Genomic DNA, 12,703 nt, shown 5'->3' on the forward strand with positions numbered 1-12,703 from the left:
GTCCATGTATCCCGACGCTGAGGCTTCGCATACAGCGCAGGACTTATAGCTCCCCGAACCCCTCAATAGTTAACAGCTTCAACTGCTTGTCAGGTAAAGGTTCGCAGCGGATCTTCAAGGCTTTCCGGTGCTTGCAAAGGGTGTATTTACTGCTGGTCTTAGCTTTCAACTTCACCAAACTTCAGGTAGAATTAAAGCTATGGAACTTGTAACCCTGATTACTGGAATAACTTGCAAAAGTGCCCAAGGAGCCTCATTTCCCAGGTATTTCAGCCACCGCTGTTCCTAAACCTCTGATGCCACAAGGCGTTGAGCACATAGTTTCTCGGATCTGCTCCTCTACGGCTCAGAAGTTCCTAAACCTCTGATGCCACAAGGCGTTGAGCACTTATAGTAAGCTCCACACACATGAGTGCTTGAATGGAGTTCCTAAACCTCTGATGCCACAAGGCGTTGAGCACTCATTCGCGCAAAAGTCGCGACCTCCCCTCTGGCTCTGTGTGTTCCTAAACCTCTGATGCCACAAGGCGTTGAGCACTTGAGCAGGAGCAGGCAAAATTACGCCGTCTTGGTGTGTGTTCCTAAACCTCTGATGCCACAAGGCGTTGAGCACTTCCGGTCACCTCTCCAGCTGGTGGGTTTAGGAAAGTTCCTAAACCTCTGATGCCACAAGGCGTTGAGCACGCCGATTACAAGGGAGGCCCAATACTGCCAGCTAGTTCCTAAACCTCTGATGCCACAAGGCGTTGAGCACTGATCAACGAGGCGGCAGATTTTGCCTGTGACTTAGTTCCTAAACCTCTGATGCCACAAGGCGTTGAGCACTAAGCACTGCTATAAGGCTATTTGGTAGCAGCGATGTTCCTAAACCTCTGATGCCACAAGGCGTTGAGCACCACCACAAAGTGAAGATGCAAGGCCCCGCGACGCTGGTTCCTAAACCTCTGATGCCACAAGGCGTTGAGCACGGACTTAAGACAGATATTATTTGACTCATTGGGGGTTCCTAAACCTCTGATGCCACAAGGCGTTGAGCACTGAGATTTCTGCAGTCTTTTAACACCACCAGAAAGAGTTCCTAAACCTCTGATGCCACAAGGCGTTGAGCACGAAATAGAGAAACTCTTTTAGCCACGAAGGGTGGCGTTGGTTCCTAAACCTCTGATGCCACAAGGCGTTGAGCACACTGTGGAAAGTTGGATGGGTCACAATTTCCAAATGCCGGCCCACGGGACTGAAACAAAGTTGCAGACGGGGACACGCTGACAATCTCGTGATTTTAGATTTTGGATTGTCCTTTGCGAACGACCAACTAATGACCAATGACCGATGACCAACGACCAGCTTCAGAAAATCTCAAACGAGAGAGCATAGTCTCCGGGCTGGGTGGTAGAGACTTCCATGACGTAATCTCCTTCCATCGGTAAGCGGCCTTTCCAATCCTTGCTGGTAGTGGTGCTGCCGCCAATCCGATCGCCGTTGGGCGCGATCACGCTTAAACTCACCTGGCCCTGTAACACCTTCACCAATACAATCTGTCCTTGATGGGCTTTTAACAGGTATCGGCGAATTTGATTGGGAGCAATTTTGCCAGTCACGGTTGTCCCATTGGTGCCCTTGGCAAAGGAAACGCGCTCGGTCATTTCCTGAGTTGGTCGAGAGGTCGGTGTGACGGCGACTTGCAGCGTATAGGGGCCTGTCCCAGAAATTTGAATCAAGTAGTTATCATCGGCAGGCAGGGAACCAGTCCAATTACGAGTCTGATAGGCAGCGGCATCAACCCCTTCTTGATTGGAGCGCAGCAGATTCATCACGACTCCAGATCCATCTAGGGTCGCCGTTAGAATCTGACCTTGAGAGGCTCGTAGAACGTAGGGCTGCACATTGTATTGCTGCAAATTGCCCTGCAAAACAGTCGAAATCTTTCCAGTAGGAAACTGAATGGATTGAGGGGGAGCCGCTTTTGAGGTAGCTGAACTACCTGCCCCAATACTGTTGGCAGAGGGTTGAATCGCTAAATTCCCCGGATTCGTACCGGATACACCAACAATTTGGGAGGCTTCTGACTCCGGCAATCGAGCACCGGAAACCCAAACCTCCCGATTGTTTGTCGGAGCCTCAGTGAACACCCGCCACAGGAACGAGCCAGCCAAAGCTGTACCCAACAAAAAAGCGGTGAAGATCGCAATTCGCATTCTCCGTACCGATGGCTGCCCGGTCTTTCTATAAATTGTTTGGGGCGAACGGGTTTTGACAGGACTAGGAGCAGGCGTAGGAGGTAGTAAGTTGGCCTGAGGATGGGCAGAAGCATGAGAGGACGAAGGAAAGGCATGGGCCGATCGATGTTGTCCCAAGTTGGCTGGCAGTTCGATCGGTTTCAGCTTGGGCGGCTGCAGTTCCGTCAGCACCTGGGATGGGTCAATCAGGGGTTGCAGGTCTTGGAGAACCGCCTGTGCGGACTGGTAGCGATCGCCTGGATACACCGACAACATCCGCAACAGAATGACTGCTAATCCATCGCTGATGCTGGCATAGGGTTGCCACTTCCATTCCAACGTCTGACTGTCCAGCAGCGATCGCGGTTCTTGACCCGTCAACAACACAAAACTGGTTGCCGCCAAGGCATACAGATCGCTGTTGGGATAAACTCGTCCCGTTTGCAGTTGTTCTGGAGGGGCATATCCAACCTTACCGACCCGAGTAGTTGTGCTATTGAGAGGCCAGTGGGTGGCCGCTTCCTTCACCGCACCAAAATCAATCAGAACGGGTAAACCCGCTTCGGCCTGTAGCAAGCCAGGAGTAGGAGCCGTACCCTGACCCTTCAAAATGATGTTGTCAGGAGAAATATCCCGGTGAATAATGCCGCGATCGTGGATATAACTTAATACAGGCAGCATGTGCATCAGAAAATGCAGCACCTCTGCCTCTGAAAATATGGCACCTTGCTGCTTCCGTTCTTTTAATAGCGATCGATAAGTGGGGCCTTCCACAAAATCCTGTACCAGGAACAGTCGTTGACCTTCCTCAAACGCAGCCCAAAAGCGGGGGATTTGAGGATGCTGGAGTTGATATAGGGTGGTGGCTTCCCGCTGAAACAGAAGTTGAGATTTCTGAATCAGGGTTGGATCCTCGTAAGGGACAGAGAATTCCTTTAACACGCAGCGTTCATCGAATCGTTCCTGGTCGATTGCCAGATAGGTACGGCCAAAACCACCCTGTCCAAGCACTTGTTGAATCAGGTATCGCTGCCGTAGGAGGGTGCCCAAGGGAATGGGGGGAGCCATAGGTATAACAGTTGATTCAAAAAATCACACTAATGGGTGTAGCCATTTTTACCTATGTTTGTAGGTAATTACTATGGTGTCTCACCCCCCAGGGGAAGATAGCAGCTGCTATCGCACAAATTGGGGCATGACCTCTGCGGCAGTCAGAACTCCGTAAACGCCACGATGATGGAGCGTAATCCCTGCTTTCAGATAGCCAAAGGCAGGGCCACAGACATTGGCGGCCATACTGGTTTCATCACCTAACGTAAAGGTGTGAGTAGAGACTTTGCCCTCAAAGGTACGTCCCGTAATTTGGACATTAGTGCTGAGTGGTTTCTTGGGATTGCGAGTGTCTACCACGCCGCCCACCGTGACCCGATCGCGATCGCAAATTCCGGCCAATTCCAGCATAATGTCATCGGCATGTTCCATATTTTCCAGAGTCAATAAGCCATGCGTCTGGTCTAGTAAGGCTTCCACTTCAGCATCGCTCATGGCTCTGGCTTTTTCCACGGTATAGCCAGGAAGATGGGCAATATCTTCCCGAATGGTGGCCCGGTACGCTTCCCAATTGGCAATTCCCACGCCAAAGGTAATCTTCACGCAATGGATTTCGCTGTAGCTCTGGGCTGCCAGTGCCGCCGCTGCCGTTAACAGCCCTGGGGTGGCACCACATCCGGTTAGATAGGTAATACCAGCCGCTTTCAGATCTTCCGACAAGGCCAAAATTTGCTCAACGGCACTGGTTCGCTTGATCGCATCCACTAGCACACCCTGCCAGCCCGATCGAATAAACTCCTCCGCCACAGAAGCCATAAAGGTATTAGGCAGATTGGGTAAGGCCAGAAAGTAACCATCTACCTGACGGGCCTGTTCAATTAGTTCACGAATACTGTCGCTAGAAAGGGTGCCTTCCCTACCCAGGTATCCCAGCGTTCCTTGAGACTGATAGACCGCAATACAGGCATCAGCATTCAGCCCATCCGGGTTGTAGGCGTATCCTTTTTGATCTGCCGCTGCCACCCAACGCATTTCTCGCTTAGGAGCCAGTACTCGGCAGGCAGCTTGCCCCAATCCACCAAATCCCAGTACTCCGACTCGGATGGGTTCTGCCAAATGGTTCTGCAATCCACCATTCACTGGCGCAGTCATATATTGTTGCAGCATGTTTCACTTCACTCAAATCAAACAAACCTTTATTATCCAACTCAACCTTGGGGAATCTTCATAAAGATCCTTTGCGCTGGAAGAAGATCATTTGTTGTATCGCGATCGCTGCTTCCCTAAGCATAGAGCCTATTGAATGGCTTATTTTCGTAAATCCTTATGAATTAAATCCTTTTCCTTCTTTGTCTTGACTAGTCTCTAAAGTTAAGAGAGACTGTCAAATAAATGAGTATCTACCCGCCCTACTATAAAAATTGTTAAGGTTCTTTATTGCGTCATTCGGGATTTTAGCCTGGATGTAACTTAGCAATAAGATGGGTTGGTTAAGCCCGGTTAGTTAAACCGACAGAACTCAAAAATTTTCACTGTTAACTGGTTTGACAGAACTGGTTAAGTGTGAGTTTTTGCCAGACCTACACTCGCTGGTTGAAAGCATGGAAACCCTGGAGTTCATTATTTACCCCGATGGTCGGGTGCAAGAGAAGGTGACAGGTATCATTGGCGCTTCCTGCGCCGAGGTGACTGCCGCCATTGAGGCTCAGCTTGGTCAAGTCCTTAGCCAGGAGATGACCTCGGAATACTTTGCCCAGAAGGTTGAACAATCGGCTGCGGCAACAACCCATGCCACTTTTAGTGAGTGGTAAACGCTTGAAAACTTTTGTCCATCTTCAGCTTGTTTAGAATTCGCCATGTCACACTTTAGCCAGATTAAAACTCAGATTCGTAACCTCTCTTCCTTGCAGGCTGCTCTGACTGATCTTGGAATTGACTGGAAGCCAGGGCCAGAGCAGGTTCGTGGATACCGTGGGCAAACCCGTCAGGCTGATATCACCATTGAACAAGACAACGGCTATGACATTGGTTTTAGCTGGAATGGCAGTGAGTATGAGCTAGTTGCTGACCTGCAATTCTGGAATCAACCTCTGACCGTCGATCGCTTCTTGAGCAAGGTCACTCAACGCTATGCTTTCCAAACCGTGATGAGCGAAACCATGCAGCGGGGTTTCCAGGTGACTGAACAGCAACAAAATCAAGATGGTTCTATCCGCCTGGTTCTCCAGCGCTGGAGTGCCTAAGTTTGTGGCATTGTGGGATGGATTAGGCGGTAGCCGTAATGCATCGCTATGGATAATGCCTGACTTAGGTAAAGCAGTGAGTTAACCCTATTCAAGCAGTTTTGAGGGGCAGAGCATCTGTGACAAGCAGCCGTTGTGGTTTGGCTGGTTCTGATGGTTTGTCCCTTGCTTGCTATTACAAACTATTGAGTCTGAGCCAATTCCTATGACGGATTTTACTGCTCCTTTCCAGCCCGAATCCGAACGTACGGGTTTAGAACCAGAACTGGGTGGCTTGCTGCGAGATACCCCAGAGCGCACAGGACTGGAGCCGGAATTGGGGGGAGTGCTGCGCCAAAAGGGAGTTTATGTCGATGAAATCACCTGCATTGGCTGCAAGCACTGTGCTCATGTCGCCCGTAATACGTTTTATATTGAGCCGGACTATGGCCGATCGCGAGTAGTTAGACAAGACGGCGATCCGGAGGAATTGATCCAGGAAGCGATCGATACCTGTCCGGTAGACTGCATTCACTGGGTGGACTACACAGAACTCAAGAAACTGGAAGAAGAACGGCAGTATCAAGTCATTCCTTTAATTGGCTTCCCGATCGATTATGCACTGGTGCGGCAGAAGGTCAAGCAGAAGAAGTTGAGAAAAAAGCAGAACCAGTCTGACTACCGTTCAATGCCCTAATCACTAGAATTCAGTGGTATGGGAATGAGGTGTCTGGAGCATAGCATCGACAAGAGAACCTTAAATGGTAAAGATTCCTGTCCGACCTTTGACATTGGATGAGTTTCTGAAACTGCCAGAAACAAAGCCTGCTAGCGAGTATATTGATGGCCAGATTATTCAAAAACCCATGCCACAAGGGGAACATAGTGCACTTCAAACTGAGCTAGCCCCTGCCATCAACCTTGTGGTCAAACCGCAGCGAATTGCCCGCGCTTTTTCGGAATTGCGCTGTACCTTTGGGGAACGATCGCTAGTTCCTGATATTTCTGTATTTTTGTGGGACAGAATCCCGCGTCAAGAACAGGGTGCTATTGCGAATGTTTTTTCTACTGCCCCAGATTGGGTCATCGAAATCCTATTGCCTGACCAAAGCCAGACTAAAGTTACGAAAAATATTCTGCATTACCTGAAATACGGTACTCAGATGGGTTGGTTGATTGATCCAGCCGAAAAGTCTGTGTTTGTTTATCTACCAGACCAACCCACCACTGTTTACGATGCGCCGGAAGCGCGATTACCAGTCCCAGAATTTGCTGAGGATTTCATCTTGACCGTCGAAGGGCTGTTTAGCTGGCTTCTGGACTGAGGCATTGGAGAATGTTCGAGAAGTAGCAATCGCTGCATGGGGGACGCAGCCGTCCTCCACAGGGGGGGTTATAAAGGTACGGGATAATCTCAAATTTCTACCCTCATTTAGTCGCCGTCAATAATCCAAATCGCACCAGACCCGTTTCGTAGCCTTGCTTCATTAAGTTAAGGGAGAGGGCGGCTTGAATGGTTGTCCATCCCGATCGCAGCAATCCCCAAATGGCTTCTGGGGTTAGAGCCGAATCAATCACGCTGTCCCAGAACGGTGCAACGGCTGTTGACCAATCAGCAGTGCGAGTATTTTTGAAATTCAGGAACTGAGCGATCGCTTCATACTCCGGCAGAGAAATCACATAAGGCAGGCAGTAAACCTGGTAAATATCCTGTAAGTGCCGCTGCTCCTGATTCGTTAGAGGCTGTCGATCGATCGGTCGGTGGCACCAAGTCACAAATAGCAACGTACCATCCGGTTTTAAGACCCGGTAGCACTCCTGCAAGAATTTCGCCTTATCCGGCATATGTTCACCGCTCTCTAAAGACCATACCAGGTCGAAGGAGTCGTCCGCAAAGGGCATATCGAGGGCATCGGCGACCAGAAATTGAGCGGTGGAAGTAGAGGAGGGTGGAGGGGTAGAGAACTGGCTAGATGAGAGGGGAATACCGAGTTTTTGGGCGCATTCGATGGCACGGTTGGCCTGGACGGGGCTGAGGGTGATGCCTGTAACAGCGGCCTGAAACTTTTCTGCCAGGTATAGACTGCTGCCACCAATGCCACAACCCACATCTAGAATCTGGGTAGCCTGCTGAATATTTCCCCAGTGCAGCAATTCCTCAATTAAATCAATCTGGGCTTGCCGCCGTTCCTTCTTCTCTTGGCCATCCGCACCGTAGTAGCCGTGGTGCATGTGCTCTCCCCAAATCTGCTCCCACAGGGTTGAAGAGGCATCATAAAACTGCTGAATGGATTGGTTAAGGGGCAAGTGTAATGAGGTATTGGTCATAGTTTCCACGTCACATTTCCTTTCTCGTCATCCACACGGACGTTGACGGTCAAGGTTTGGCCCTTGGCATCGGTGACTTTACAGGCAAAGGTTTCTCCGCGTTTAGCTAAGCGAATTTTGCCGCCACAGTTGGTTTTTACAGCCAGCCCAAATTGCTCCTGGATGCCTTGCTGAATGTTCTTTTCCAGTTTGGGCAAGACCAGTAAATCCTTAGTACTCCACTGCAAGCCCTTCTTTTTATTCTCAAAACTAATGGCCAGCGGAAAGGTTTTACCTTCGGCAGTGGCCTGACAGGTAAAGGTTTTAGTTGTTTCCAGATTAATGTTGGCTGGACATTTGACCGATCGCACCGGAACTGCCGCTGTTTTTGAGACATCAACCTGAAGCTTCTGCTCCAAGTCCTGGATGGCTCTGGCTTTTTCTGAGAGTGGAGTCGCCGTTGGACTGATGAAGGAGACTTGAGGGGAAGCAGATGGGGTAGGAGTAGGTGAGGTAGAGAGCGATTGTCCAGAGCAGCCAACTAGACCACTAACCAAAAGCAGAACCGTAAGGCTGAGTGGAGCAGTAGACAAACGAATCATGGTGGGGATTTTAAAGATTAAAAGATGCAAAAATGTAGTGCCTAGGATTTCAGGAATCAAGTCTAGCGATAAAACTGTGAATTCTTCTGGAGAAACGGCAGTTTTGAGCACGGACAAGTTCAATTTACCTTTACTTTTGATCCAATGACTGTCTCCCGCACAATCTGTCTCGGGTTTCTTGCCGTAATTAGCATTGGCACCCTGTTACTCGCTATGCCCTTCTCCCTCGCCAATGGGGGATGGAGTTGGGAAAACCTGATCGTAGCGTTATTTACGGCTACTTCTGCGGTTTGTGTTACTGGACATATTGTGGTAGATACGGCGACGTATTTTTCTACCTGGGGACATATTTTTATCATCATGCTGATCCAGGTAGGGGGGCTGGGGTATATGACCGCTACCACCTTTCTGTTGATTTTACTGGGACGGCGTATGGGATTGCGAGATAAGGTGGCGATTCAACAAGCCCTCGATCGCACGGGAATTGAGGGAGTATCTCAACTGATTCGATCAATCATTGCCACCACCCTAATTTTTGAAATTAGCGGTCTGTTTTTGCTACTGCCAGTCTTCGTTCCCCAATATGGTCTGGATCAGGGCTTGTGGCTGGCTCTATTTCACAGCGTCAGTGCCTGGAACAATGCGGGATTCAGTGTATTTTCGGACAGTCTGACTGGATATCAGTCCTCTCTTTTAGTGAATTTGGTGATTCCTGGACTGATTATTTTTGGCGGCATTGGTTACGATGTCATTTTTGAAATGTATCTGTGGTTGCGGGAACGCCTTTCGCGAGAGAAACGGCATATTGTGTTGTCCCTCAACTTCAAGGTCGCTATTAGTACAACCCTGATTTTGTTAGTCTTGGGCACGATCGCCTTTTTTCTCGTCGAATCACGCAATCCCAGAATTCTAGCCGGGAAAGATTTGCAAACTCAGATTCTGGCGGCCTGGTTTCAATCCGTAACTTCTCGTACTGCTGGGTTTAACACGATCGATGTAGGCAAAATGACCACTGCCGGGTTGTTTATTACGATCGCCTTGATGTTCATTGGCGGCAATCCAGGAGGAACCGCAGGTGGCATTAAGACAACGACTTTGCGCGTATTAACCAGTTGTACCAAAGCAATTTTGCAGGGACGGGAAGAAGTATACCTGTATGAACGACAAATCCCTGTATCACTGGTACTCAAGGCAGTTGGAGTGGTGGTTGGGTCTTTAGCGCTCGTGATTTTGATGACCATTCTGATTGCGCTATCCGATCCGGAGTTTGACTTCATCCAGATTCTATTTGAGGTCGTCTCTGCCTTTGCCACTGTTGGTCTATCTACTGGGGTGACCCTGGATGCTCAGTTTTCTACCTTTGCCAAATTGGTGCTAGTAGCAACGATGTATATTGGTCGGGTCGGGGTGTTATTACTGATGTCTGCGGCTCTGGGCGATCCGAAACCCAGTTTTGTCCGCTATCCAGAAGAAAACCTGCTGGTTGGGTAAAACCGATTTCTTCGCTTAATCACATTCTGTTACTTTAGATTAAAGTAAATCTCTCTATCTTAAGATGTTTGACTGAAGCAACTTTTAGGAGGCGGCACGGTTTCCTGGCTCTGGAAAGTCTGTGCCGAATGGCCATTGGTTAATCTATCTTCCTTAAACTTCTTTCAAAGTCTGCGGGCCAGCAAAAAAAGCAAACAGTTTGCGGTAATTGGCTTAGGACGCTTTGGTAGAGCCGTTGCTGGAACATTAAGTCGGCAGGGCTACGATGTCCTCTGTGTGGATACCAATGAGGCGAGAGTGGCGCAAATTTTGTCTGACCAGATTGCCACCTATGCTCGTCAGTTGGACTCTACCCAGCCAGCAGCCCTCAGAGAAGCGGGAATTTTTGAGCAGGATACGGTGATTGTGGCGATCGGCAACTTCGTTCAAGAAAGCATCATCACCACCCTGAATGTGAAAGAAGGTGGCGTTCCCCACGTCGTTGCCAAAGCCTCTTCCGAAGTCCACATGAAGCTGCTGCAAAAAGTAGGAGCCGATCACGTCGTTTTTCCAGAGCATGAATGTGGCTGTGCCCTAGCAACCTCCTTGATTCAACCTGGCATTCTGGAACGATTTGAACTCGATCCCGATAACAGCATCGTGGAAATTCTGGTACCGGATGAATTTGATGGCAAGACGATCGCTGAATTGAGATTACGCAGTACTTATGGCTTGAACTTGTTAGCGGTTAGCCATGATGGCCGCTTTGAAATCAATCCCCCAGCCAGCACCCGCCTCAAAAAAGGAACCGCCATGGTGGTAATTGGAACCAATCAAAATTTGCAGCGATTAACGGTATAGGGGAGAGTTAAGAGTTGAGAGTTGAGCCACCTACCTACTCATCCACTGCTCACCTTCCACTATTCACTTATTCACTCCTGACTCACAGATGAAAACAAAGCTGAGTAATCTTTATCCGCCAAGCCCATTTCCAGGGTTTTGGTCAGGATAGATTGAACGGCCATCACGAGTTCGGGATTCAGTCCCAGGGATTGGGCTTCCGTGAGAAATAGGCCCATATCCTTGGCCAGGTGTTTGGTGGGAAAGTTGGGATTTTCGTAGTTGCGATCGAGCATCCGTTGCAGCTTTTTGTCAAAGGTAGGGGCATACAGGGCACTTTCCCGCAAAATCTCCATAAATAGATCCACACTGGCGTGCTGCCGTTGAATAAATCCCAAGCTGGTAGCAAAAGCCGTAGTCAGAGAACCAATCAACTGATTCAGAGCCAGTTTAACTGCTGCTGCCGCGCCCACAGGGCCAATTAATCGAGGATTAGGGCCAAAGCAACTGAGGACTTCCTGCCATTGCTCAAATTGTTCTGAAGTGGCCCCCACCATAACGATCAATTTGCCGCTCTGTGCTTCAGGAATGCTGCCCAACACCGGGGCTTCCAGGTAATCGCCGCCAATCGCCAGAATTTCCGCTTGCAAGGCACGGCTTTCCGTAGGAGCGATCGTCCCCATTTGAATCACCGTCTTGCCCGCCAATTCTGCACGACAGGCTGCCGACAGCACAACTTCTCGAATTGCCTCAGCATTAGTCAGCATCAGGATAATGCAAGTAGATGCCTGGATTAGGTGTTGGGGAGAAGGCGCGATCGTGGCTCCCAAGGCTTGCAGCGGAGCTAATTTTTCGGCTGTGCGGTTGTAGGCAATCAACGAAAACCCCGTATTTAATAGCCTTTCCGCCATTGGCAATCCCATTAACCCCGTGCCCATCAAGCCAATTTCCATGCTTTGCCCTCCAACTCCAGTGCTGCAACGATACCTTATCGGATTAGGCTAGGATTTAGCAAAATTATTATGATCACGCGGCTTCTGGGTAGAACTATGGCAGACCAAGCAGGTAAAGTGTATCTCGTTGGTTCCGGGCCTGGAGATGCCGCTTATCTAACGGTACAGGCTCAGGAGTTATTGAGTCGAGCGGAAGTAGTTGTCTATGATGCGCTGGTAGACAGCGACTTACTCAAAGGGGTTCCAGAGGGTTGCCTGAAACTGAATGTGGGCAAACGGGGTGGCCAACCCAGCACGCCTCAGTCTGAGATTAATCAGTTGCTGGTGGACTACTGCCAGCAGGGAAAGCAAGTCGTGCGGCTGAAGAATGGTGACCCCTTTATTTTCGGACGGGCTGAATCGGAGATTAAAGCTTTAAGAAGGGCAGGCTGCGAGTATGAAGTGCTGCCTGGGCTGTCTTCGGCTCTCGTTGCTCCTCTGCTGGCCGGGATTCCCCTCACTGATCCAGACCTGAGCCAGTGCTTCACCGTCCTCACTGCTCACAATCCGGATTCCCTTCCCTGGGTATCGCTGGCCCGCATGGAAACCCTGGTGATTTTGATGGGAGGACGTACCCTGCCAGAAATCGTGCGGCGGTTACGCGGTCACGGACGATCGCCTGACACTCCTGTAGCCATCATTCGCTATGCAGGTCGCCCGGATCAACAGGTCTGGGAAGGCACCCTATCCAATATCCTGGCGAAAACCGCTGAAGCCTCCCTTGCTCCCTGTGTAATTGTGATTGGGGAAGTCGTCCGCCTCCGCAAATACATCCAACCCCAAAAATCAGACACTACCAGGACAAACAGCAAACCTCAACGCCAGGAAATTCCAGCTGAACCTACCCATTTCTCTACCCACCCACCCCGTACAGATGCGATTAATCGCGTCTCTCCTCCCACCCCTGCTGCTTCCCCACAGGCCGATCTCCCTCCTCGTAACCTCCCTCCCTCCCTCACTTCTTCCCCCCCCACCCCTCTTTCCCCCCTCTCATCCTCTCCTCC

12 protein-coding genes and 1 CRISPR repeat array are annotated in these 12,703 nt (G+C 49.9%); of the genes, 7 read left to right on the plus strand and 5 right to left on the minus strand.

Annotation, left to right across the window (positions count from 1 at the left end; translation table 11 throughout):
- Nucleotides 1-281: 281 nt before the first annotated feature.
- Nucleotides 282-1,185: direct repeats of the CRISPR family, unit length 36 nt; unit sequence GTTCCTAAACCTCTGATGCCACAAGGCGTTGAGCAC.
- 161 nt (nt 1,186-1,346) lie between these two features.
- Together ACUVQO_RS19755 and bioU are read right to left on the minus strand one after the other, a co-directional pair.
- Entirely contained in the window at nt 1,347-3,284 is a 1,938-nt protein-coding gene (locus tag ACUVQO_RS19755; protein WP_445927545.1) for a protein kinase domain-containing protein, read from the minus strand.
- Nucleotides 3,285-3,392: 108 nt separating this feature from the next.
- The gene (gene bioU, locus ACUVQO_RS19760) at nt 3,393-4,433 is read right to left on the minus strand and encodes a (S)-8-amino-7-oxononanoate synthase BioU (protein ID WP_445927546.1); all 1,041 of its coding nucleotides are present in this window, start codon (nt 4,431-4,433) and stop codon (nt 3,393-3,395) included.
- A gap of 377 nt (nt 4,434-4,810) precedes the next feature.
- On the opposite strand from bioU, the gene ACUVQO_RS19765 reads away from it, so the two are divergent.
- The 4 genes from ACUVQO_RS19765 (at nt 4,811) to ACUVQO_RS19780 (ending at nt 6,813) form a co-directional block, all read left to right on the plus strand.
- Nucleotides 4,811-5,077, plus strand: coding sequence for a DUF2997 domain-containing protein (locus ACUVQO_RS19765; RefSeq protein ID WP_445927547.1), 267 nt, complete (start codon nt 4,811-4,813; stop codon nt 5,075-5,077).
- Between the two features lie 45 nt (nt 5,078-5,122).
- The gene (locus tag ACUVQO_RS19770; protein ID WP_445927548.1) at nt 5,123-5,509 is read left to right on the plus strand and encodes a DUF1257 domain-containing protein; all 387 of its coding nucleotides are present in this window, start codon (nt 5,123-5,125) and stop codon (nt 5,507-5,509) included.
- A gap of 205 nt (nt 5,510-5,714) precedes the next feature.
- Nucleotides 5,715-6,185 (plus strand): ferredoxin, encoded by a 471-nt coding sequence (locus ACUVQO_RS19775; RefSeq protein WP_445927549.1) that lies wholly within the window; start codon nt 5,715-5,717, stop codon nt 6,183-6,185.
- 64 nt (nt 6,186-6,249) lie between these two features.
- Nucleotides 6,250-6,813, plus strand: a complete 564-nt coding sequence (locus tag ACUVQO_RS19780; RefSeq protein ID WP_445927550.1) for a Uma2 family endonuclease — start codon at nt 6,250-6,252, stop codon at nt 6,811-6,813.
- 103 nt (nt 6,814-6,916) lie between these two features.
- On the opposite strand, the gene ACUVQO_RS19785 is transcribed toward ACUVQO_RS19780, so the two are convergent.
- Nucleotides 6,917-7,816: a methyltransferase domain-containing protein gene (locus tag ACUVQO_RS19785; RefSeq protein WP_445927551.1), complete on the minus strand. Its 900-nt coding sequence runs from the start codon at nt 7,814-7,816 to the stop codon at nt 6,917-6,919.
- The gene (locus tag ACUVQO_RS19790; protein ID WP_445927556.1) at nt 7,813-8,508 is read right to left on the minus strand and encodes a DUF4333 domain-containing protein; all 696 of its coding nucleotides are present in this window, start codon (nt 8,506-8,508) and stop codon (nt 7,813-7,815) included. The genes ACUVQO_RS19785 and ACUVQO_RS19790 overlap by 4 nt, the downstream gene beginning before the upstream one ends.
- Nucleotides 8,509-8,541: 33 nt before the next feature.
- On the opposite strand from ACUVQO_RS19790, the gene ACUVQO_RS19795 reads away from it, so the two are divergent.
- Both ACUVQO_RS19795 and ACUVQO_RS19800 read left to right on the plus strand, forming a co-directional pair.
- A complete protein-coding gene (locus ACUVQO_RS19795) occupies nt 8,542-9,888 on the plus strand; it encodes a TrkH family potassium uptake protein (RefSeq protein ID WP_445927552.1) in 1,347 nt (448 codons plus the stop codon).
- Between the two features lie 135 nt (nt 9,889-10,023).
- Nucleotides 10,024-10,728, plus strand: a complete 705-nt coding sequence (locus tag ACUVQO_RS19800) for a potassium channel family protein (RefSeq protein ID WP_445927553.1) — start codon at nt 10,024-10,026, stop codon at nt 10,726-10,728.
- A 71-nt stretch (nt 10,729-10,799) separates the two neighbouring features.
- Here ACUVQO_RS19800 and ACUVQO_RS19805 read toward each other — a convergent pair whose 3' ends face one another.
- On the minus strand, nt 10,800-11,660 hold the full coding sequence (locus ACUVQO_RS19805; RefSeq protein WP_445927554.1) for an NAD(P)-dependent oxidoreductase: 861 nt from the start codon (nt 11,658-11,660) through the stop codon (nt 10,800-10,802).
- Nucleotides 11,661-11,756: 96 nt separating this feature from the next.
- Between ACUVQO_RS19805 and cobA the strand changes: the two genes are divergently transcribed.
- The coding region (gene cobA / locus ACUVQO_RS19810; RefSeq protein WP_445927555.1) for a uroporphyrinogen-III C-methyltransferase at nt 11,757-12,703 on the plus strand (947 nt) is incomplete at its 3' end.

The organism is Leptodesmis sp. (genome assembly GCF_052746595.1).